16 protein-coding genes and 3 pseudogenes are annotated in these 23,430 nt (G+C 57.4%); 10 read left to right on the top strand and 9 right to left on the bottom strand.

The window, feature by feature from the left end:
- The first annotated feature begins 133 nt into the window (after positions 1-133).
- From DOS48_RS18945 to DOS48_RS29260, 3 genes are all read left to right on the top strand, one after another.
- The gene (locus tag DOS48_RS18945) at positions 134-673 is read left to right on the top strand and encodes a hypothetical protein (RefSeq protein WP_127117238.1); all 540 of its coding nucleotides are present in this window, start codon (positions 134-136) and stop codon (positions 671-673) included.
- A gap of 25 nt (positions 674-698) precedes the next feature.
- Positions 699-827, top strand: coding sequence for a hypothetical protein (locus tag DOS48_RS29535; protein WP_256370866.1), 129 nt, complete (start codon positions 699-701; stop codon positions 825-827).
- An 87-nt stretch (positions 828-914) separates the two neighbouring features.
- Positions 915-1,154 (top strand): hypothetical protein, encoded by a 240-nt coding sequence (locus DOS48_RS29260; RefSeq protein ID WP_210755404.1) that lies wholly within the window; start codon positions 915-917, stop codon positions 1,152-1,154.
- Here DOS48_RS29260 and glmM read toward each other — a convergent pair.
- The 3 genes from glmM to DOS48_RS18925 all read right to left on the bottom strand — a co-directional run bounded on the left by glmM (position 1,151) and on the right by DOS48_RS18925 (position 4,443).
- Entirely contained in the window at positions 1,151-2,473 is a 1,323-nt protein-coding gene (gene glmM / locus DOS48_RS18935; RefSeq protein WP_127117237.1) for a phosphoglucosamine mutase, read from the bottom strand. The two genes, DOS48_RS29260 and glmM, sit on opposite strands and share 4 nt — an antisense overlap.
- Before the next feature lie 192 nt (positions 2,474-2,665).
- Positions 2,666-3,157 (bottom strand): NUDIX domain-containing protein, encoded by a 492-nt coding sequence (locus DOS48_RS18930; RefSeq protein ID WP_127118843.1) that lies wholly within the window; start codon positions 3,155-3,157, stop codon positions 2,666-2,668.
- 17 nt (positions 3,158-3,174) lie between these two features.
- Entirely contained in the window at positions 3,175-4,443 is a 1,269-nt protein-coding gene (locus DOS48_RS18925; protein WP_127117236.1) for an RNA-guided endonuclease TnpB family protein, read from the bottom strand.
- 290 nt (positions 4,444-4,733) lie between these two features.
- Between DOS48_RS18925 and DOS48_RS18920 the strand changes: the two genes are divergently transcribed.
- The 3 genes from DOS48_RS18920 to DOS48_RS18910 all read left to right on the top strand — a co-directional run bounded on the left by DOS48_RS18920 (position 4,734) and on the right by DOS48_RS18910 (position 6,443).
- Positions 4,734-5,009 (top strand): hypothetical protein, encoded by a 276-nt coding sequence (locus DOS48_RS18920; RefSeq protein ID WP_127117235.1) that lies wholly within the window; start codon positions 4,734-4,736, stop codon positions 5,007-5,009.
- On the top strand, positions 5,006-5,449 hold the full coding sequence (locus DOS48_RS18915; RefSeq protein ID WP_127117234.1) for a type II toxin-antitoxin system VapC family toxin: 444 nt from the start codon (positions 5,006-5,008) through the stop codon (positions 5,447-5,449). Before DOS48_RS18920 ends, DOS48_RS18915 begins: the two co-directional genes overlap by 4 nt.
- Before the next feature lie 82 nt (positions 5,450-5,531).
- The gene (locus DOS48_RS18910) at positions 5,532-6,443 is read left to right on the top strand and encodes an NAD-dependent epimerase/dehydratase family protein (protein WP_127117233.1); all 912 of its coding nucleotides are present in this window, start codon (positions 5,532-5,534) and stop codon (positions 6,441-6,443) included.
- Positions 6,444-7,071: 628 nt separating this feature from the next.
- Here DOS48_RS18910 and DOS48_RS18905 read toward each other — a convergent pair.
- From DOS48_RS18905 to DOS48_RS18890, 4 genes and pseudogenes are all read right to left on the bottom strand, one after another.
- Positions 7,072-8,667 carry a hypothetical protein gene (locus tag DOS48_RS18905; RefSeq protein ID WP_127117232.1) on the bottom strand — a complete coding sequence of 532 codons (1,596 nt, stop codon included), beginning with the start codon at positions 8,665-8,667 and terminating at the stop codon, positions 7,072-7,074.
- Positions 8,668-8,990: 323 nt separating this feature from the next.
- A complete protein-coding gene (csg, locus tag DOS48_RS18900) occupies positions 8,991-11,501 on the bottom strand; it encodes an HVO_2072 family ArtA-dependent S-layer glycoprotein (protein ID WP_158283834.1) in 2,511 nt (836 codons plus the stop codon).
- 1,107 nt (positions 11,502-12,608) lie between these two features.
- Positions 12,609-13,724, bottom strand: a pseudogene (locus DOS48_RS29630) (tubulin/FtsZ family protein).
- A 357-nt stretch (positions 13,725-14,081) separates the two neighbouring features.
- The gene (locus DOS48_RS18890; RefSeq protein ID WP_127117230.1) at positions 14,082-16,619 is read right to left on the bottom strand and encodes a hypothetical protein; all 2,538 of its coding nucleotides are present in this window, start codon (positions 16,617-16,619) and stop codon (positions 14,082-14,084) included.
- A 384-nt stretch (positions 16,620-17,003) separates the two neighbouring features.
- On the opposite strand from DOS48_RS18890, the pseudogene DOS48_RS18885 reads away from it, so the two are divergent.
- The 4 genes and pseudogenes from DOS48_RS18885 to DOS48_RS18870 form a co-directional block, all read left to right on the top strand.
- Positions 17,004-17,273 (top strand): annotated as a pseudogene (locus tag DOS48_RS18885) (IS5/IS1182 family transposase); the annotation flags it as partial.
- A complete protein-coding gene (locus DOS48_RS18880; protein ID WP_244629369.1) occupies positions 17,221-17,793 on the top strand; it encodes a sugar-transfer associated ATP-grasp domain-containing protein in 573 nt (190 codons plus the stop codon). The pseudogene DOS48_RS18885 and the gene DOS48_RS18880, both read left to right, overlap by 53 nt.
- A 280-nt stretch (positions 17,794-18,073) precedes the next feature.
- Entirely contained in the window at positions 18,074-19,315 is a 1,242-nt protein-coding gene (locus DOS48_RS18875) for an RNA-guided endonuclease TnpB family protein (RefSeq protein WP_127117229.1), read from the top strand.
- A 326-nt stretch (positions 19,316-19,641) separates the two neighbouring features.
- Positions 19,642-21,057 carry a sugar transferase gene (locus DOS48_RS18870; protein WP_127117228.1) on the top strand — a complete coding sequence of 472 codons (1,416 nt, stop codon included), beginning with the start codon at positions 19,642-19,644 and terminating at the stop codon, positions 21,055-21,057.
- 117 nt (positions 21,058-21,174) lie between these two features.
- Here the strand turns inward: DOS48_RS18870 and DOS48_RS18865 are convergent.
- Positions 21,175-21,621: pseudogene (locus tag DOS48_RS18865) on the bottom strand (UTP--glucose-1-phosphate uridylyltransferase); the annotation flags it as partial.
- A gap of 190 nt (positions 21,622-21,811) precedes the next feature.
- Entirely contained in the window at positions 21,812-23,410 is a 1,599-nt protein-coding gene (locus DOS48_RS18860) for a hypothetical protein (RefSeq protein ID WP_127117227.1), read from the bottom strand.
- Positions 23,411-23,430: the final 20 nt, after the last annotated feature.

Raw genomic sequence — 23,430 nt, 5'->3', positions numbered from 1 at the left:
GCGGTGTCGACGGCGGGATGGGGCTTATCGGCTGCGGTGTCTGATGATTTTCACGGCTCCCCTGCAGAAGCTGAATTTGAAGATATATCTACGCTATCAAATTTATTTATCCTTTAAGCCACTATCACACGACATGTCTGGCGACAACACCGCGAACCCGCCGTCGGGCGAGACCGCGCGGCGTCGGTGGAAGCGCAACCGGACGACGTTCCAGCGGGTGTACGACGTGATAACGGGCGGCACCGAGTACGCGCCGGCGAGCGACATCGCTGAGCGCGCGGACTGCTCCCCTGACGGCGCGCGAACCGCGCTCACCCAGCTGGCCGAGATGGGAATCGCCAATATCCGAGGGAGTCACCCGGCGGAGTATCGTCGCAACGAGTCATACTTCAAGTGGAAGCGCGTCGAAACGCTGGCCGACGAGCACACCCCGGCGGAACTCCGGGAGCGCTTGGACGACCTTATTGGAGAGGACGCTGACTTCCAGCGGTCGTTCGGTGTCCCAGACCCAGACGCCGCCGCCGTCACAGGGATCGAAGACGGCGACCACGAGGCGGTCCACGACCGACTCGAATCGCTGTCGCGGTGGCGTATGGTTCGTCACGATATCGAACTCCTCCAGCGGGCCGTCTCACGGGCTGAAGCGCACGGGCGCGACAGTAGCGACCTTTGAGCGTCGGCCTGATACCTCGATGCGGATGTCGGACGACGACGCACCCGAGGATCCGACGGCGACCGATCGCCTTGACCGGACGACGATGCGGACGCTCGGTCGACGGGCAGAGACGCACCCGCTGGTCGAGTCCTGGCGATTCGAGCCGGACTAGATTACTCCCCGGTCGCTCATCATCTCGCTTCGTTCGACCGCGTATCCGGCCGAGACCGAGGCCGCACGGATCGAAGTCCACTGGTTTGTGACGAGCGATTACTATTTTCACTACGTCGAGGACCGCGGCACCACCCGGTTTCAGTGTCGGTGGGACCGCCACCCGAAGACCGACGCCCCGCGGAGCCACTTCCATCCCCCGCCGGGCGCGAACGGCGTCGAACCGTCGCCGCTCGACGACCACCATCTCGACGTCCTGTTTTCGGTTCTCGACTGGGTCGCCGAACGCGTCGAGCGATTCCACGACGAGCCGAACCGCACCGATTAAGCCGTCTTTCTGGCCCGCTCGATCAGCTTACGCGCCGTCTCGAACAGCGCTGCGGCGTCGTCCTCATCGCGCGCCTCGGCGGTCAGTCGCACTAGCGGCTCGGTGCCGCTCGCGCGCACGAGGAACCAGCCGTCCGCCGTCTCGACGCGGATACCGTCAAGCGTCGTCACGTCGTCGAACCGTTCGCGAGCAAGCGTCGCAACTCGCTCGACCACGGCGGCTTTCTGCTCGGTTCGGACCGAATCGCGTCGGATCGGATACGCCGGCAGGTCGTCGACGAGCGCCGCGAGCGACCCCTCCCCGCCCACCAGCGCGGCCAGCGTGCAGGCGGCGAGCGGCCCGTCCGGACACCGGGTCTGCTCGGGCCAGATCCACGCGCCGCTCGGCTCGCCGCCGAACACCACGTCCGGCCGCGTCGTCTCGGCCGCGACGTACGCGTCGCCAACGGGCGTGTATATGACCTCGGCGTCGACCTCGCTGAGCGCGTCGGCAACGAGCAGGCTCGTGTCGACCGGGACCACCACGCGGTCGCCCGCTCCCGCCTCGCGACGTGCGAACAGCGTGAGCAGCGCGTCGCCGGCGACGAACCGCCCCCGCTCGTCGACCGCCATCATCCGGTCGGCGTCGCCGTCGTGGACGATCCCGAGGTCCGCGTCGGTCGCGGCGACGAGTTCGCACGCCGTCTGGCAGTTCGCCGCGGTCGGCTCGCTCGGCCGGCCGGGGAATCGCCCGTCGCGCTGACCGTTGAGCGTCTCCACGTCGCAGCCGGCCGCGTGGAGCGCGTCGGCGGTCACGCGACCGACCCCGTTGCCGAGGTCGACGACGACGGACAGATCGTCCGGGATCGCGACCGACTCGCGGAGCGCGCGTTCGTGCCGCCCGCGCGCGTCGTCGCCCTCGCGATGCTCGCCGAGGTCGTCCCACGCGGCGAGTTCGAACGCGCCCTGTTCGACTATCTCCGCGATCCGCGCGTTCGCGTCCTCGCCGAACGCTCGGCCGTCCTCGGCCCAGAGCTTGATCCCGTTGTCCGGCGCGGGGTTGTGCGAGGCGGTCACGACGACGCCAGCGTCGGCGCCTTCGTCGACGACGGTTCGCGCGACGGTCGGCGTCGGCTGGACGCCGACGTCAATCACGTCGCCGCCGCACTCGGTGACGCCGGCCGACACAGCGCGGCTCAGCGTGCGGCCGCTCTGCCGGGCGTCGCGTCCGAGGACGACCGCCTCGGCACCGTCAGTGGCCAGCGCGCGCCCGATGTCGAGCGCGAGAGCAGCCGTGACATTCTCGCCGACCGGGCCGCGAACGCCGCTGGTTCCGAACATACCGCGAGTTCACTCGCGGGCGAAAAGACGCTTCGGGTCGATCCGGAGCTGATTGAAGTGCGTAGGTGTGCTCTCTACCATCGGACGATCTCTTACACGACCTCGCTCTCCTCGTTCGGCGGTGAGAAACGCCCGATGGGCCCAGCGGGACCACACCCGAAACGGACCTCCGGGTATCGCGTGACCGCCGTCTCAACGCCACCCGTCTACCGTCGAGGCGGCTTCGAGGTATGCACGAACGTACTCGTGACACGGCTCCGGTGGCGACCGAAACACTCGAAACTCGTCGTGTTGGTCGTCCGGATCCAGCGTTCCATCAACCACGTCGACCACGTAGCCGTTCGCGAGGTAGTGCTTGGAGTCGACGCCCGCGATGTCTGAACTCTCGTACCGGTGCTCGAACGCGCCGAGCGATTCGACGATCTCGACTTCGAGTGCTAACTCTTCTTCAGCGACCCGATGGACGGCTTCGCGGCGCGTTTCCCCTTTCAGAACGCGTCCGCCGGGCACGAACCAGTATCCCTTCACGGGCTCGTTCGTCCGTCGGCCCAGCACCACGCCGCCGTCACGCCTGATCACCAAGTCGACGGAAACGATCGGGACGTTGGCGACGATCGTCCGCCACTCGTCGTCCGGAATCCAGTGGTCGTCCTTGACATCCTCCCCGCCCTGAAGGGCGAGGATTCCCGAGCGTTGGGATATTAAGGTTCGCACCCCACCTGTTCTCTCGGGTGGAACGACCCAGAGGTTTGGTTGAACAGGTAGGCTACTGGCCGTGCCAAACGACCGTTACTCATATCCCCTGTGGGGGGATTCTGAGTTATCTTTCTGCGAATATTCACCGCACCATTCACGTCCGCGTTCATCGTTGTACCGCACGACTCACAGACGTACAAACCACGCTCGACACGGTTTGAGCCACACTTCCGACCACAACACGAACACGTCTTCGACGTGTCGCGCTCGCTCTTTCGGTCAACGAGGATACCGTGTTCCTCAGCCTTGTATTCAAGCAACGTGGTGAAGTGGTCGAACTCCCAACCGTGGAGCTTCTTGTTTCCACTTCGACCCCAGTTCCGAGACTCATCGTTCTCGTCCTCACGAATCTTGCTCAAGTCACCGATGGCGATGCGTCCGACCTCGTGGTCGATACACCGCTCTATGACGTGCTTGGCGAGTGAGTGAAGGAAGTGGTCTTTCCGGCGTGAGAGTTTCTGGCGGGCACGAAGGGCACGGCGTGACGGGCCATTCTCGCCCTCCGTGTCGTACTCGTCGCGGGTGAAGTAGTGCTTGTCCTGTTTCAGCACATTCCCCGGATATAACTCTGCCTCACCGTCGTCGTAGACGATAGCGAGGTAGTTCTTGATCCCGAGGTCGATCCCCGCCGTGTTGTCTCCCGGTGCGTCCTCAACAGGTATCTCGACCTTGCAGACGAGGTGAAGTTCCCAGTTGTCGCCGTTCCACACGGCTCGCACTTGCTGGATGTTCTCCACGGTCACGTCCGGTCGCGTCTCGTACTTACACAGGATGAAGTCTGAGCGGTGGTTCTTCAGGTTGAATCCCTTGCTCAGTCGGAGTTTGTTGTGTTTGGAATCGTGCTTGATGCCCTTCTGCTTCCACGTCACGGTGGAGCGCGGGTGTTCGTCGCCGTGTTTGCGATAGCCGGGTGGGTTGGCGTCCTCATCTCCGCGTTGGCGTGCTTTGTACCAACTGGTGAACGACTCAGCAAGCTCTTCGAGAACTCGCTGACTTGACTGAGAATGTAGGTCACTGTATCGTTCGTGTTCCTTGAGTTCGGATTTGAGTTCGCCGTCGTCGGGTATTTCCCCGTCTTCATCCCACCGACCTTGTATGTAGTATCGGGCGACGTTCCACAGTTTTGATGCGGAGAACCCACACTGGTCGAAGTCGTCACTCACCTGAGAGCGGTTGACGATTTTCGCCCGATAGGTACGAGTGGTCTCCAGCATCAGACTGTGATTATAACTAGTTATGAAAGAATGTATATTAAAAGTAACGGCTGAGTGTGGAATATCCAGCAGTGCCATCGAACGTGGTTAGTGGAGGAATTGTCGGCTGTATCCCCGCTCTGAAGGGCGGGGTTTTAGCCTTGAATCTTCCATAATCGACCGAGAGAGTACAGACGGATAGTGTTGTGGCGAGCGGGATCGAGTGGAGAAAGCGACCTGCGATGGCCGCAGTACGATCACTGCGGTTTTCAGTGTAAAGATTAACTACGTTGCGGACACAACCGACACGTATGTCGACAGCGGTGAAAATGGACGAGGAGGCGAAGTCCAAACTCGAGGAACTCCAGGCGGAGATCAAACTGAAGACCGGGAAGAAGGTCACACAACAGGAGATCCTCACGCGGCTGATCGAATCGGTCGTCGAGTCCCGAACGGAATTCGTCGATTCGTTTCGCGACGGGAAGACGAGTCTGAGTGAGACGGAGGTTCGAGCGTTCAACGAGGGAACGATCGCGTCCGGTGTGAAGACGGACGAAGAAGATATCGACGACGTACTGTACGGATGAGCGTCTTCGTCGATACCGGAGTGTTCTACGCGCACCACGATACCGATGCCGGCCGGCACGAGACGGGGATGGCGGCACTAAACACCGTTCTCAGATCGCCCGAATACGGTCACGTGATGACGAGCGACTACATTTACGACGAGACGGTAACGCTGACCCAGCGACGAACGGGTGACGTCGAGGCCGGACTCGAAGTCGGCCGACGAATCCGGGGCGAGGGATACCCGTCGGCTATCAACCTGCTCCACTCGTCCCAGACGCTCTTCGACCGCGCGGTGACGATACAAGAGGAGTACGCCGAGCACCGTCTGAGCTTCACTGACGCGATGACCGTGGTCCACGTCGAACACCACGATATCGACTCCGTGTTGAGTTTCGACGACGATTTCGACGGTGTCGTTACCCGACTCGTGCCGAGCACGCTCTCGTCCGGAGAGTAGCAGCTGGCGATCTCCAGCTGAGAGGACCCATCGGCGACAGCGAACCGAAGCCATAATCCTCCGGCCCTGACGACACAAACCTATGCAAGACAAACGCATTCTCGTCACGGGCGGCGCGGGCTTCATCGGCTCGAACCTCGCGAACCGGGTCGCGGCCGACAACGACGTGATCGCCGTCGACGACACCTACCTCGGCACGCCCGAGAACCTTGACGAAGACGTGAAATTCGTCAAGGCCTCCGTGGTCGACGACGACTTCCCCGCCGACGTCGACGTCGTCTTCCACCTCGCCGCGCTCTCTTCGCGGAACATGCACGAGTCCGATCCCCAGCGCGGCTGCCGCGTCAACGTCGAGGGGTTCGTCAACACGGTCGAGCGCGCTCGACAGGCGGGCTGTGACACCGTCGTCTACGCCTCCACCTCCTCCATCTACGGCAGCCGCACCGAGCCGTCGCCGGTCGAGATGGACGTGGAGGCGCACACCGCCTACGAGGCCTCCAAGCTCGCCCGCGAGCGCTACGCCGAGTACTACGCCAACCACCACGAGATGGACATGGCGGGGCTCCGCTTCTTCTCGGTCTACCAAGGCTTCGCCGGCAACGAGGAACACAAAGGCGAGTACGCGAACACGGTCGCGCAGTTCGCCGACAAGATCGCCGCAGGCAAGGCGCCCAAGCTGTTCGGCGACGGCACCCAGACGCGCGATTTCACGCACGTCTCCGACGTGGCGCGCGCCTGCGAACTCGCCGCCGACCACGAGCTGACGGGGGTCTACAACGTCGGTACCCAGGAGGCGTACACGTTCAACGAGATGGTCGCCATGATCAACGACGCGCTCGGGACCGACATCGACCCGGAGTACATCAAGTGTCCCTTCGACGGCTACGTCCACGATACGATGGCCGACTACTCGGCGTTCCACGACGCGACCGGCTGGGAACCCGAAATCGAATTCGAGGAGGGCGTCGAGTTGGTGTGTGAGCCGTACCAGTAGCCGATAGCGAATCCCAACCGACTCATCAGGATCCAATTTTGGAGATTTTCCTAGGTTGAATTATCACTATCAAGAAAGATACTACACCCGGTTCGCCATCCTTTACCTCGGCTTTAATACCGATCTAAACTTGTGACGCGTTCGATGGAACTGTGAGTGTTGGTGCAATTTATCGCCTCAGATATCGAGTGTAATCGGTAAGGCGAAACTCTGCTTGCCTGAAATGGGCCTTGTTTAGACGCCGTACAGATCGTGTTCTACAGTCGTTGTCCAACGAACAAGGGTGGGTAAAGAGCTACTCTCGGAGTGATTAAGTCGTCCAACAGAGCAACTAACCGCAGTCGACGAGAGCGTCTAAAAAAGGCTCCTGAAGTGTAGGTATGAAGTAAATACGAATTGCAACAGTACAAAGAGCAACAGACTACGATGCGGTCGAAAGCAGACACACGGACTCTGTTTTAGTCCATCTAAGTTGGGGATTGGAGACGTATTAGACGTGCGTACTGATGATGGGACGTTGAATGACGGGAGTCATCGTGCTAGATCTGGCGGCTGAATATCGGAATTTCACATCTGATTATCATCAAAGATCAAGCCGCGAAACACTAAACCGGTAGAACAGGGTAGCCTACCTGATTCGGGTTGGGCCGGCGATCGTGGTATCATTTTGGCGGATCGATACCTCAATTGTGAGGTCGCTCCCGGATTCAGATAGGTCGAATCCACAACTGATTTTCCCGTCAGGTTGAACTGTTGCCACACAGTTTTGCACCTGACTAATTCCACCAGCTTCTTCTTGAGCGTCAATCCGAATAATGACTGTATTCCCGGGCGCGAGGTTCGTGTTTGCGGTGACAGAAAGCTGTGAGCCTTCGTCAATAGAGTGATTCGTGATATCTGCAGCAGGCTCGACAGTAGTGAACTGTTCTGTAAGGTCAACCTCTGGGAGAGCTGTAGGCGCGGTCTCTTCGGTGTGAAGTCGAATTGCATACTCTCCTGGTGCAAGCACTGATGTGTCTGTATCGGCGATGAGTTCACTCGTAGCTGTATCGTAAGTGAGATTCACCGCCGACAGCGGGGCCGTCGGCAATGACTTGTCTGTAGTCGATTCGAGTTGGAGGTTAACGCCGTACCCAAGCGTACCCTGTCCAGCTGGTCCGTACAGTATGGTTCCCGATTCGTGGTAGGTCGCTGATTCTCCAGTTAATGTAGTCTCGACAGTCTGTGTCCCCAGGGTATCGGGGTTCTCGGCCTTATAGGTCGCTAAGAGGCGTTCACCCGGTGAGACAGTAATCGGCCGGTCAAACGTAACTTCTATTTGACCGTTGGTGCTTGTCTGGATATTTCGGATCGCGATCTGTACGGACCGATCGACATAGCCGTCACCGTTTTCATCGATGCCAAGTGTCTCAATATCACTTTCTGTGAGTCGATAGACTTTCGCGCTCATGTCACTCTCACCGGCGCCGTAATTGATCAGTAGCGAACGCATGGTGACTGTCTGATTTGGTGAGACCTGCATTGTGTGCGTCGTGCGGGCGCTAGGGGAACTGTCCGCGGAAAATATTAGGTTATGTGCAGGTGGTGACGCATCAATGGCACCTCCAATACCTCCAACTGAAAACCGCGTCCGGACAAAATCACCAATGGCTGCCGTTGGAACCTGATTGTCTGTGGTCGATGACTCGGCGTTGGAGTTGCTTGGAGCAGCTTCCGTTGACTCGTTTGCGGGTAACGTAGACTCCGAGGGCGGAGTTCCAGGTGCAACGATATTAGTGTAGCTCTCCGCCTCGCTTGGAGGGGTGATATGGAGCACCGCTGAGACACTTGTCGTCGCAGTCGAAGCAATCATATTATACCGGCCAGTGTCAAGTACAGTTTCTGGGTTATCTGCTGATTCAACGAGAAGTTCGGCGCTATCAGCGCCACTAGTAGCCGTAAATCCGGCAGTATCGTCACTGTTGGGGCCGCGGAACGTGTTGATTTGGACGTTGACGGTCCCATCATTGTCTCCATCCACCACCCGTACCGTTGCCCGGTACCGCTGGTCTGCGGAGAGAACGCGCAAGAGCGCCTCATCAGTGTTACGCAACTGGATTTCAGCCGTCGCAATATCTCCCTGCGTCGTTGTAGTTTCCGCAGTTCCAAAACCAACTGCGGACCCTGACTGCGCTGCCGCTGGAGCGGCAAACGGCGCAGCAACGCCAATAAGGAGCAATGTCACGACGACGGCGATATGTGTATGCATATGTATGTGGATGCCTACGCATACTGCTGTGCTGGGTAAATACTTTCTGTCACAGGGGTTGTTCAGGTGTATCTCAGGACTGCATAGTTGTAGAAAATAGCCAGCTGAGTATTGGGCGGTGGACTGTATGAGGTAGCCTCGAATTCATCCCTGCGCTAACCTGCAAGGCATCTATTCGGTTCTCTGAAATCCCACAGTAATCGTAGTAATAGAGTCACTCAGGGCGTCACATCGGGCAAAAAATGAAGCCGCAAACTGCGAAAGGCCGAACGGAAGGTCCGCTCGGTAGTTAGTCTATATTAGTTGTTGCGACGGGTCGCGAGCAGCGCAGCCGCGATGAGGGCGACGAGCGCGACGATGGCACCGAAGCCGGGCGTTCCGTCTTCAGAGCCGGAGTCGTCGGAGCTACCGGAGTCGTCGGAGCTACCGGAGTCGTCGGAGCTACCGGAGTCGTCGGAGCTACCGGAGTCGTCGGAGCTACCGGAGTCGTCGGAGCTACCGGAGTCGTCGGAGCTGCCGGAGTCGTCGGAGCTGCCGGAGTCGTCGGAGCTACCGGAGTCGTCGGAGCTACCGGAGTCGTCGGAGCTACCGGAGTCGTCAGTCTGGCGCTCTTCGACAATCTCGACAGTGACACGGTCCGTACTCTCGCCATCGTCAGCTTCGATGATGTACGTGCCGGTCTCAACGTCAGATGTGTCAAAGGAAGCGCTCCACTGGCCGTCGTTCTCCCACTCGTCGGTGGAAGCCGACGCAACAGAGTCATCTTCCTGCGTCAGGAGTTCGAGCGTGATCGCCGCGTTGTCGGGCTGACGGTTGGTGTCACCGTCGACAACGAGCGTCTCGCCGGTCGCGACCGGGTTGATGCCCGAGGCCTCTGCCTGCTCAGGGTAGACATCGTTGATCGAGAGCGTCGGATCGTTCAGCCGGAAGTTCTGGTTGACGATCAGGTCGTCGCTCCCAGTGTCTTCGACCGTGTTCGAGAGGATCTGACTGCGGATCTGGTCGCCGGTACTGCTACCGTCGCCGAAGTCTGCAATCTTGCCGGCAACGGTCTGCGCATCAGTCCCGAATTCGTCACCGTACTCACCGTCACGGCCGGGTGAGATCACGTGACCAGTAACCGAACCCTGGGAGATGTCGCTGATGTCGATATCGTCTTCTTCGAATGTCTCATCGCTGTCAACGGTTGCGGTCGTGGTGACCGTGTCACCACGCTCACCAACGAATGCGATGACCACTTCGTCCTGACCCGCTGCAGTACCCTCAACGTCAATTTCGGAATCAACGTCGTCTATCTGTCCGTTGATCGTGCCGAAGTTGGCGGTCAGATCACCGGGCTGGACACTGAGCGTGTACCGAGCACTCGATGCACTGCTGAACTGCGATGTGGTGAGTGTGCTGGCGTCGCCAACATCGGCACTGCTCAGGTCAGAGGTATCGACGACACCGATGTCATACTGACCCTCGAAAGAGTAGATGTTGCTGGCCGACGAGAGCCGGACATCTTCCTCTTCGAACGTGTCGTCCGAGTCGACGGAGATGTAGTCATCCTCAACGTCGCCATCTTCGCCGTCGATGTCAAGCAGTTCCCAGTCGCTGTTGTCACGAGCGTAGATCGCAACTTCGTCGGCGCTCTGGGCAGTCCCATTGATGTTGACTTCAGAGCCGACCGTGTAAGTATCGGTCGGGTTGTTGAGGGAAACTTCACCTTCTTCGACATCGAAGCTGACATCGTCTGCAGACACCATGTCACTCGCGTCATTCGGAGTTGAGTTGGTGTAGACATCGATATCGATTGAGGAGTCATCGAGATACGCTGTCTCGATAGAACCAACGCCCTGCGTACCATCAATCTCGACAGTGGCGTACGCGTACTCCATGTTGCCCGTTTCAGAGTTGTTGTGGACGCCAGTGGCGTTGACATCCTGAACGTTACGGAAGATGTCCTCCGCATTGTCGAAGCTGACACCGTCGCGGAAGTCACTTGCGTCAATGCCAACAACGTGTTCGACGCCATTCGTTCCGCCGCTCAGGGTGTATTGGAGATTGTCACCGCGCGTGACAGAGTCCTCTGCAGTGTCGATCGCAAGCTGATCCTGTGAGGTGGTCTCGATGGTGTACTCTTGGACCACGCTGCTCTGGTCAAGATTGTTGGCACCCTCGAAGATGACGCTGTATTCACCGGCATCTTCGGTGCTCAGGTCGAGGGGGACGCTATCGCCGCTGTTGTTGAGTTCACTTCCATCTGTGAGGACCTCACCAGTAATCTCGTCACCAGACGGATCCTCGACAGACACTGACAGATTTTCAGCGTCGTCGAAGTTCCACTCTGCGTAAACGCTGAGATCTTTCGCGTTCTCAGTGGAAATCTGCTCAACATCGCTGTTCTCGTATTGGACCTCCGCGGTGGTGATCCGAGGCGTGACGACCGTTACGTTGAACGCCCCGTCAGCTGCGTCCGGGCCACCTATCGCGTAGGAACCAGTTTCCTGGTCTACTGGAATAGGCATCTGCAACGGAGTACCTTCTCGGTTTCCGGAAGTACCTTCTAGATCACTGGCCGTGACTTCTTCGCCATTAGGGCGAACAAAGGCAAGGTTTTCTTCGCCTTGGTAGACCGTATTTCCACTTGTGATTGCGATACTTCCGTCAAGATCGCCATTTGTTATCTCATCACGATTCTCTGCATCGTCTGCATTAACCGCAGCAGCAGGTGCAGCCGCAAATCCAACGGCCACCATGGAAATTACCATGAGGACGCTGAAGAAGACCGCATTGGCCTTCGTGCGTGTGTTATTTTCGTTTGTCATTGTATGTTCTTTTGGTCTGCATCGCGACAGTGTGCTTTGTCCGCGCCTTACTCGCCCGTTCGTCGTCGACCAACACTGCATCGAGGGCACGACCGGACTCGGGTTAGATTACTCGCTCCCATGTCGCATTCGCATTGAGCAGGGGTTCGCAAACAAACCTTAATGTGGCGCATATATATGCTTTGTGTGGATCTGCTTCAGTGAGAATGACACACATGGCAGTCTAAGGCAGTCAGACTCCATTTTCCAAATTGGGGTGGTCATTGGATAGCCGCCGACCGTGACTGTGGGTCGCAGTCCAGGTCTCAATTCTACCCTACTTCTTCACGTTGAGGAGGCATTAGTTGGACGTACGGTGGGGTCACTACCTGTCCATTCTCTCCGACTGCGGCGCCACAATCTACGCCGACGAACTCTCCTCCCTACGAATGGTCTAACCAATTAAGGAAGTCTATCGGGAAGGCCATCCTCCGACAGGGAGAGTAGATAATTAAGCACATCAGTGGCGGGGAAGCGCAAAAGAGGACTACAGCCTCCACAAGGTTGCTCAACAACTTATGAAAGCTCTCAAAGGGGGAACCAATCATTGCCATGGGTGATATCTGCAGGATTCGCACGGACAACGACAAGCGGACCTCAACAGCCCACCAATCTTAGAATCAACAACTGAGAGGACAACTATTGATCACATTGGTTCCTCTACGTAGGTGTACTCAGTGACAGATTCATCTGAAATCCGGTGCTGTCGGCGGCCAGGAATGTTCAAACAGTAATTTGACAGGAAGACAGGTCAGAATCCACTTTGGGTAAGTCCGTGTCGGTATAGGAGATAAGAAACGTGTAACACTGCCGGATGTGTGTCTCCGTCAGACCTGAGGGCTGTCGTCTACGCGAGTGGTTGTGATTCGGTGTGAAATGCGAGTACGTTTCCAGCAGTCACCGACCCCCGGTGCGATGTTCAGCACGGACGAACTGATCAACAAGTCGGGCTTTACAGCCACCAACCCCAAGAACCGCTAGTTTCATGAGTTCAGCAGCAGCCGAAAGCGATGGCGGCTAACAAGATGGTGTTCCGTCTGTGGGACGGGCCGCTGGCCACATATAGGCTCAGACAATCGGGTCCAGATCATTGCCGTCATCGGTAATCAATGACGAATTTATCCTTTGCGAACTGCATCCTGTTCTCGAATCTTATTTTCCGCGTTAACAGCTTTGTCTTGGATTTCACTGATTCGTGGCGTGTCAGTTATATTCGAGAGTGACACCACTACCGCAAGCGTAGAGGAGTCCGGGCGAGGGTCGTCACCAGCAAGGACATCAACAGTGTCAGCCTTTTCCTCAAGCCATTCGCGGGCAGACTCCACGCCCTTCCGAGAAATCACATCCGGCGGCCCAGCAAACACGATCAGCGCACGGTCCGCACTCAAGACATCACACGGAACGGTGAGCCGGGAGTTCGTTGCGCGCCCAATCAATCAGATTGATTTTTTCAGCATCTGTTGACTCGCTTTGCGGCTCCTCGGCTTCTTTGAAATGAGCCAACCCTTCTTTCGCAGGCGTAACGTCAGTAGAAGCATACCCAATTGAGGAGACTCCGCCAGTATCAAGCGTTCGGGTAATGTCACTTGTATTCATCGCGTTTTCGCCAACCACTGACTCATCAACTTCGCCAGCGACAAGTAGGGTGACGATGCGTGTTGCAAGCGCTTCGTTCATGTCCTCGTAGCCCTGTTCGATTGTCTGACCGTGAGAGCGTCACGCGTCGTTATCGAATGCGATGAAGTTGTCACCTTGGTGACGAATGACTGAAGCGAGCGGGCAGCATTAAGTCCTGGCCGACCGTCCCTGTACGTGCTAGGTAACACTCCAAGTCTATACACCGGCTCATCATACATTTTCTGTAGCCCCTCCATGACAACCGGGGCAGCGCCACTACCAGTTCCGTCACCGAGCCCGGCTGCAACTAAGGCAGCGTCGACCTCGTGGATTTCAACGTCGTCGAAGACGCGTCGGATCTCATCGATATCCCTTTTGGCTACCTCCGCGCCAATCTCAGCATCACCACCAACACCGTGCCCACGGGCTTTCTGGCGCGTGTCGCCAATCAGTACGCGACGGTCCTCATCAAGATGCTGTGGTTTGGCGAGATCTGTTTTGAGCCGTGTTAATGGCAATTGCGTGGCGGCACAGGTTGCGACCCGTCTCGAACTCAAACTCAGTCATCTAGTCGATGAGCTTGCTTCCAGCGTTACCGACTCTCAATGTGGCTAGTTTCATTGGCTACCTCTTCGTTGAGCCGTATGTAGATGGACTGGTTGCGAGTGGGGCTTATGACGCTTTGTGTAAGTCTTATAAAACAACACATTGAACGCCCATCTGTGTGGTCCCAGACGTATTAATCTGCTTCGGGCAGAATTTGGAGTAGATATCAATTTGATATGAAAGGGTCTCAAAGACCGAGATGATCCGTGTGATCGGGCCGTGTCGAGCCCGGTCTTCCGGCGTCATTCGTGTTGTGTGACCGGACACCGAGCCTAAAATGCCCACCGTGCGGAATTCCTCTTTACAGAGATGCTGGAGTCAATTCGCCCGGACTACTGTGTGATTACCGCTGAGGACGGCGTCAGTGGGTATGGTCACAGATTGGGAACCAACCTGATACTCCCCAGGATGGGCAACCCGGATCGTTGCGGTTCCATTCGTGACAACAGCGCGACGAATGTACTCGAACGTTGTGCCGTTAGATGCGGCTTCGGGAGACGAATCGGGAACTGTCACGGTGGTGGATGCGGTCACCGTCCCGTTTGCGGCGCCGACAGAACTGGGCTCAGAAACCTCGATCGTCGCGCCGGGGACGACCGCAAACGTTTGGACACCCTCCGTACTTGTGAGCAGTTGATAATGGCTGGTTGCGGCGGTGTTGTTGATACCGATACCAAGCCCGTTATAGAGCGAAGTGTAGGTAGACCCCGCTGGCGGCGTGGTTTCACGCTCGGTAACGACGATGTATCCGACACGATCTTGAAAGCGGTTGTACCAGTCGTCTGGGTGCGCAGCGGTAAGGAACTGATCGTAGTTGCTTCGTGCATAGCCGTAGCTTCGGGCTTCACCGTTCACGAAGTAGTTGTACATTCGATTATCTCCCCACTGGCTCAACACGAAGTTGCGTGGATACTCGCGGTCGGCCTGCTCGGCGTGGGCGCTAATCGCCTGGGTGGCGTCGAACTGCGCGCGGTCATAGGTCGTCTGGCCGACGAGCGACGGGACGAGAAGAAGGTTGAATAACAACACGAGCGCAACCGTCGCGGCGAGGTACCCGCGCAGGCGGGTCTTCTCCGGAACCGCAAGCGACGTGATCGACTGCCCATCCTCTACGTTATCATCGCCCTGATGCCGACTTGGCCGAGAAGTGGTATTGCTCTCATCGTCCTGACTGAGAGCCACGACGGGACGCGCGATATCGATTACCGACAGGAGATAGACGAGGCCAATCCCCGCGAACGGAGCGATCATGATCGCTAACTGCCCGGCGAACCGCACCTGAATCGTCGCAAGCAGTGTGTAGTACCACGCAAAGCAGACAAGAACCAGCCACCCAGGCTCGTCGTGCCGCGCGACGCCCCATGTCGCGACCACGAGGACGGCAATTGCGAAGTAGAATCCGAGCCCGAGCTGGAGCAGCGGCCCGAAAACCACCGCGAAGTCCGGCGAGAAAAGCGAGACCGTCTCAGAGATCCCCTCACGAAAGAACAGATCATCGGCGCGCGTCCATATACGGTCGATGTCGCTCGGGCGCAAGCGCGCGTAGGTGACAAGTCCGCTGATAGCGACGACCACCTCGCCCGCGATGAGCCCCAGCGGCGGCAATGAGACGCGACGCCACAACTCACCCAGCCCGGCAACGACAAGCGCCCCGCCCGCGACGAGGGTGGGCGTGACCGCGGCGATCGACTCGTGCCAGCCTAACACGACGTGTGCGGCGACCGCTCCCACAGCGCCGAGCGCGAGCCCAGCAATCAGCGGCGCGTTCGCGTAGGCTGGAGAGCGGCCGTGCCGAACGTCGAGTGCGACGCGGAGCCCGACGATGGCCGCAACCGGGACGAACGTGAGCGGCGAGCCGCCATATACGTGCGCGGACGCCGCCACGGCGACGGCAAGCGCAAGCGCAATGAACCACATTCGCGCATCGCGTGCGTGATCGCGAGCGGTCGCCTGTGGATCACTGTTGTCCCGTCGGGCGACGTTGACCCCGAGCGTGGTCAGCGCCGCGACGAGCAAGCCGAGCCATAGATACTGATGTGCCTGGTGGTCAAGGAAGCCAACAGACGTATACACAACGTTGACTGGTGCGAGCCCGTAGAACAGCACCGCGGCGAGCGCGACGCGAACGTCATCGGTGAGCAGACGCGCGGTCCGGTAGACGAGGTACCCCAGACAAACAGATGCGACGATCGGAAGCCACGCGGCGACCGCGGGCGCGGCGTCGACACCGCCGAGTAGGACCGTTATCCACCAGTTCGTTGCGTGCGCGAGCGGGCGAGTGCTCGCGGCGCCGCCCATGTCTGCGAACAGCCCAAGATCAAAGAGCCCGTCCGCGCGAGCCGCGAGTCGTTCCTGCCAGTAGCGGAAAAAGTACGTGTCGTTGCTCGGGGAGACGATGAATCCGTTACGAAACACAGCAGGGGCAGCTACGAGCCGCGCTACGGCAACTGTGAGGAGTGTCCCGATAAGTCCGAGTGTAGTCCATGGATCGACAGAAGTGTGGGTAGTAACGTTCGATATCGCGTCGCTGTTGGTATCATGAGCTGGTCCGGGGTCAGGACGCGTCGTTGCTTGTTCAGATGTCGACAGATGAGCGTCATCAAGTGTGTCAGACTCCATCTCAATGGCGGCTCGGATCGCATCGGGATGTTCCAGCCGATAGCCACCATCTACACTGGTCGCGAGGTCACGAGATACAAGTTCTCCAAACCGGCCGGAGTCGAGATCGATTTGATCAAAGGTCCACGGCTCGCCGCGGGCGTCACGCTCGACGAGTGCTTCGAGCGGTTTCTCGGCTTGAGGGTGTTCGTCGAGAAACGCCCGGGCGTTTGCAGTTGTCTCCTCGGGCGAGGGCATTGTTCATTCTGTGTGTGGGGGTGCCGATTATCGTTTCGGTCACAAGAGCGGACAGCAGTATGGGCTAAGGGGCCGCAACCCCGCTCGGCTCCCCCGACCAGACAAGCATAGTGCTTAACGAGATGTTCGTACCAACTCGTTGATGATGAATACCGGCTGCCGATATTGGCTCGTGAGCGTCACTGGCGTTGCGCTGGTAGCGGCGGTTTCAGTGGTATTTGAGAATATTGGGCTGTGTTGAATCGCTATACAGCAGCGGGGTAGGCCGCTAAATCAAAGTGTCTGAAACGGGTGACTTCAATTGTCTACCCAAATCTCTCGCTTCATCGGAAAGGGTGTGCCGGTTGCTCAAAGAGTTACCGCCGATTAAGCACTCCATTCCACCACTGTACCCGGATTTTCCTCGATACATTGTACCGCATGACGATCGACTTGTTCAAAGAGATGCCACAAATAACCAGAGAGGTCTGCCTCAGCGCAGCCGACCTCCCCCCCTATCCACGCACGTTGTGTAAGGCGTTCGATCGGATCAGCATGAGCGTCTGTCGAGTGCTGCTGCGCCAGTCGGCGCAGCTGCACGATTTTTCCGAACACGCCGCGGTTGACGCTACGTCCTACGACCGCTCACCAGCGAACCGCCACTACTGCCAGCGAATCAAACGGGACCGCCAACATCTATACCAGTGCTGTTGCCGTCGTTATCGATATTCTCACTGGCGAAGCGTCTGGTGGCTACCAGCAGACTCGCGATACGTTCATTCAGTCTCATCCTGATACGGGGGGCCACATCAAGTTCGCCATTCCGGAGTGGGAAGCAGTGCTCGCGATGGCCTCTTGCGCTGCGATCTCCAGCGGGCTTGGATTCGCCGGTGTTGGCATAGTCCTTGATGAGGCCAATGGACCGATGGTGTTCAAGATGAACCGGCGTCCTAGTCTGGGCATCCGAAACGCGAATATGGACGGCTTGCTTTGCCGTCTTCGCTACGTCGAAGACCACGGCGATCACGGCCAATTCCAATCTGCGACCGATCGCGTGCGACGCGCGCAAGAATGGGCCAAACAGGATTGCGAGACGTTCACCCAGCCGTCGACAGACCTCGAAATCAGTTCGGAGGTGGGGGCCTGGTGTCTTCGACAGATAGCGGCGACAGATTATGGCCGTACACGCGATTGACGGCCGCGTTGATGTTCAGTACGTTCCTGTTCATCCCCATTGTTCTCGCGGGGGTGCCTAGTGTCAACAGAAGTGCGATCACCGGGCTGTTCACGCGTGAAGAGGTACTCTTGATCTTCTTCATTGAGACCCCCATTGTGTTCTCTGCATTCGCTGTGTATCGTGTTGGGCAATTTTATCGGCGGACAAGGCGAATACCCCGAGGCTTGACCTCGGAGATGAAGCCGACAACTCGTGATACAAACCACTAAATGAACACATCACTAATCAATAGACAGCGATGGAACACAGTCACCGCTACCACGCTTACCCGACACAAAAGGTAGCGGCTGGACTGGAACACCATCTAGATGTTCATCGCCAGCTCTACAACCACGTCCGCTGGGACTACGAACAAGCCCCGGAAGACAATAAGCCGAGTGAGTACGACCAGAACAACAAACTTCCCGACTGGAAGCGAGAGTGGCCCGTCTTCAGTAAACTACACTCGAAGGCCGCCCAAGCCACCGTCGCACGCTTCTATCGGAACCTCTCGAACCTTCGCAAGAAGAAAGAGAAGGGATACAACGTTGGTCGGCTCAAACGGCAAGCACCCACCGATTATCGAAGCGTCACGTACAACCAGTCTGGTTTCGACCTCGATGAAAAGAGGGGCCAAGACAGGTTCGCGTACGTCCGCTTCAGCAAAATCGGTTGGATGAAGATTCGTTACCACCGCCCGATTCCCGACCACGCCAGCATCAAAGAGATCACGTTCAAGAAGGAGACGACTGGCGAGTGGTTCGTCTCCTTCGGCCTCGAAACCGACGACGCCGATCTCCCCGAGAAACCCGACGTGGAATCGCTGGACGCGAGCAACAGCGTCGGCATCGACCTCGGAATACTCAACTACATCCACACTAGCGACGGCAAACCCGTGGAGTGGCTCGACCTCGAAAACGACTACGAGCGACTCGGACGCGAACAGCGTAAGTTATCTCGGAAGGAGAAGGGGTCGAACAACTACGAGAAACAACGAGTCGAAGTTGCCAAACTCAAGTGTCGAATTCGCCGGAAGGTGCTGGACTACCAGCATAAGATAACGACATGGCTTGTCCGCGAGTACGACGCCGTATTCGTCGAAGACCTGAACGTGAAGGGGATGCTTGAACAGTCGCACAACACTCGAAACAAGCAGGATGCGGCGTGGCGACAGTTCATCACCCTGCTCGAATACAAAGCAGAATTGTACGGCAGTCACGTCGTGCAGGTCGAAGCCCGAGGTACAACCAAAGAATGCGCGTCGTGCGGTGTGGAGACAGCGAAACCCATCTGGGTCAGGGAACACTCCTGTCCGTCGTGTGGATTTGAGACGGACAGGGACGCGAATGCGGCGATGAACGTCTTACAGAGAGGCTTTGCTGAATTAGGGCTGGGATGGCCCGAAGACACGCCCGTGGAGACTGTGACCGCTACGGACACGACTCACTTCGAGTCCGTGTCTGCAAGTCATGTCGTGGAAACGGGAAGCCTCGGGGCTTGACCCCGAGGCGATTCACGAGATTAGTGGCGCTTCTCGATCGAGGTTGAGACAATAACGCCTGACGGTGGGTACTTATCATTGAACGCATCGGACCGCGCGGAGGAACCTGAAATCACAGTAGATGATTTGTCCTTGCAGAGACCGTGACCGGCAAATCACATTCTCCTAGTAAATTAAAAAATATGTGCCAAGTCCACTTCATCGAGGAGCAACACAGGGACCGAAGCAACCGGAGAGCGAAATACAGTGGAATAATTCACACAGCACCACGCTGCTGTCACCGACATCGCAGTTCATTTATATAGACTCGTCCTTACATACGACTAATGCTTTCCGGGTGGCAGTATCGACTGCGCAGCGTTGGCGGCGTCGCAGTCGTTACTGCCCTTGCGGTTGCAGTCGCAAACAGCACCGTAGTCCACACGGTGCTCACTCAGTTACCAGTGATCGGTCGGCTGGCCGTGGACGCGCCGATGGGCACCGAGTTTGTGTTCGAGATGGCGACGACGGTCCTCATCGTCACGGCGGCGTTTCTGCCGTTGTACAAACCCCGGCCGCGGCGCATTCTTGACACAGTCGCACTCACGCAAAAGCGGGTGATGGTTGCCGTGTTGACGCTCGCCGCAATCGGTTACTTCGATTACACGTATCGACTCCCGCGGGCGACGCTCATCGTGATCACGCCGCTGTTGCTCGTCATGCTACCTGCGTGGTTTGTTTGGATCCGAGGGCGGCCAAGTGGTGACGCCGAGCGCGCAATCATCGTGGGCGACGACCCGGGCGAGATCGAGCGCCTCGCGAACGATATCGAGATGCCACTGCTCGGACATCTGTGTCCCACGAGTGTGTTTCTAACTGAGCGGTCGTCAACTCCGGTGACGGCTGTCGCGGACGGTGGGTTCACACTCGGGGGGCTGGATCGACTGGGTGGGCTCTCTCGCATTGAGGACGTGCTGGTCGAGTGTGACGTTGACACAGTGGTTCTGGCGTTCGAGCACACAGACCGGGCCGAGTTCTTCGGTGCACTTGATGCCTGTTACGAACACGGTGTTGACGCGCTTGTCCATCGCGACCACGCCGACCGGGTGTTGACTGCCGACGACGATGTCGGAACGCTGGTCAGTGTCGATGTCGAGCCGTGGGACATCCAAGATCACATCCTCAAGCGTGGCTTTGACGTCGTGTTTGCGGCGGTTGGTTTGGTGACGTTGAGCCCCGTCATCGGTGCAATCGTGGTCGCGATCAAACTGGATGACGGTGGGTCGATCTTGTACAGTCAAGAGCGCACAGCGGTGTTCGGGGAGACGTTCGAGGTGTTCAAGTTCCGGTCGATGGTCCCTGAGAGAGAGTCTGTCGAGCCGGTCGATGACGAGGTGAATGATCGGATTACGCGAGTCGGGAAGGTGTTGCGACAGACGCATCTCGACGAGATTCCACAGCTGTGGTCGATCCTTGTCGGGGACATGAGCGTCGTCGGGCCGCGTGCCGTGTGGACTGAAGAAGAGTCGTTGTTAGAGGCCCAAGAACGGTCCTGGCGTAAACGCTGGTTCGTCAAGCCGGGACTGACGGGGCTTGCGCAGGTGAACGACGCAAAAAGTACGGACCCCGAAGAGAAATTACGATATGATCTACAGTACGTCAAACAGCAGTCGTTCACCTACGATCTGAAACTCGTCGTTCGCCAGATTTGGAAGGTCGGACTGGATGTGGTGGCGACGATCCGCGGGACGCCTACAGAATGAGAAGTTGGTGTTTCTGTCACCCCACCGTGTCGAGTGTTTTGTTAACGACACGGTGAGTTGTGGACTTGAGACCGAACGAATGTGTGGAACTGCGTAGTCACTTGGGGTGACCGGAGCTCAGTCGTCAGATTCGGCCGTACTGTCTGTACTCTGTTCTCCGCCGCTCTGTGAGCCACCAGTGAGACGCTGTTCGGCCTCGTCACGGTCTTTGGGGTACCCCACGTCGATGCGCCAGCCGTCGAGGCCGATGGCGTCGATGGTCCGACCAGACTGGATGAGGAGGTCGACGGCGTCGCTGATCTCGTACTCGTCGCGGTTCGATGGTTGGACGAGGTGACACGCGTGGAAGATGGCGGGCGAGAAGGTGCAGAATCCGGTCATAACCAGATTGCTTGGCGGGTTCTCGGGCTTCTCGACGACGTCTCGCTCGAAATTCGCGCGTACACGAACAGCGACTTTCACGTCTCGTACCACGAGACATACGCCGGCGTCCGACGAGGGTGTCAATGGGACCGGCACGACCAGCCACACAACGCCCGGGATCACTACCATCCGCTTCCGGACGCGGGCACGGCTGCCGCGGTCGACCGGAACTACGCGACGGATCTCACGCGCGTTCTCGAGGAGACTGTGCTCCCGTGGGTTGACGAGCGAGTCGGCACGCTGTGGGAGTCGACCACCGACTGAGCCCGTTCGAACCTAGGCGAGACGTTCCGTCCTACCTCTTATTCCGACTGTAGCAGGTCGAGTTAACTCAGACCCAATGTCCAAGTAAGTAAGTCCCTCCCACAACGACGATTCCACCAAGAGCATCACGTGTGCGGATTGGGAGAAGCGTCGGAGACTCTGGTCCAGTGTCCGATGGTGGCCCGTCCTCGCCAGTGCTCTCTGTATCGTTGACGCTTTTGTTACGTGTGTCCTCACTACGTGCGTTCTGTATCGTGGTATTCGTTTCCGTAGAATTTGTTGAGTTTATGGTAGTAGCAGATGCTGTGTCAGTGTCTGCGTCTGTGTCCTGTTGTGTGTCCGATACGTCTGGAGTGATTTTTGTTGAGTACTCTCCAGTACGATAATTAACCAACACGTATACCAGTGTATTCTCAGGAGAGGCTTTGAGCTCTTGATCAATATTTACTTTATCAGTAAATCTCCCTGCGTCATACAGCCGAACGAGGTCAGTCCGTTCACCAGTGCGTGTATCAACTGTCTCAACCGTAACCCGACTAATCTCTGCTTCCGAAACTGTCCCGGTAACACGGACTGTTTCTGTTTCTACATTAGTAGTCGCCTCTGTAACACTCACATCTGGCTCAGGCTCATACCGAATTGAGAGCGTCCTATTCCGGATGTTCCCCGCAGCGTCTTCTGCTGTGATTTGAAACTCGTTGTCCTCGTTATTATCATATAGATCTACTGTCGTATCAAATTCATATCTCAGCATATCTGGGTTTGGCTTTGCGTTTCCACTCAACAGCAGTACCTGTGACCCATTATTGGAGGTCCGGTTTATTTCAACGCGTGTGAGTTTAGTCTCATCCCGGATTACTCCACTGATGTGCGCGGTGTCAGTATAGCTTTCATTTTCGGCTGTGAACTCAATCTGCGGGTCGGTTTCATCGTCGAGGATAATCGAGAACCGATCGGTGTTTGTGCGGCCTCGACTGTCCGTGTACTCCGCAACAATATCGTTCGTTCCGTTTGCGAGTAACAATTCTTGAGAGAATGAATCCCCAGGATTCGAAATACGATGGATTCTTCGATCGACTTGAGAACTATTTTCACCAGGTCCGTAGTTAGTGGTTCGTTCAATCCGAACCCGCTCAACATCCAACATCGTATGGAAATCACCAGCTAGTGCAACCTGTCCACTCGTCACGTTTATTGTGCTATTTGGCCCCCCTTTGACGGTTGTCGAGAACGGCGAAGTATATCGCACACGAGGCGCGGCTGTATGCTTCGTTACGGAGGTTTGTATGGTTGTTAGCCCGTCCGTTTTGACAATTGTCTCAACTGTATTCTCGTTGGGGTCTAACTCAAGTGTAAGAGAGCGGTCAAACTGGGTGGAGTTTGGCCGGTATGAACGGTAGATGTCACCATTAACACGAATTTCGAGTAAATCTATCGGAGTATTTGCCGTGACTGTAATGTTTGTATCCGGGTCTTCAAAGACTACCAATTCGGCCTCATCCGTAGCATCTTCATTATTTATAGTCATGTTGACTGTCGTCCCCTCTGCTGTTACAGACCCGGCCCCCGTATACACGGCTAGGAGTAAGAGACACATAACACACAAAGCAGTCGCCAAGTGCCTGTAAGTGATTTCTCGGAGTAGTTGCGTGATGTGGAGGGTCATATTACACTGATAAACTCGTC

Origin of the sequence: Halorubrum sp. PV6, assembly GCF_003990725.2 — an archaeon.
Classification (GTDB): Archaea; Halobacteriota; Halobacteria; order Halobacteriales; family Haloferacaceae; genus Halorubrum.
Note: the sequence above shows the minus strand (reverse complement) of the source record. Positions and strands in the feature narration are given on the sequence as shown.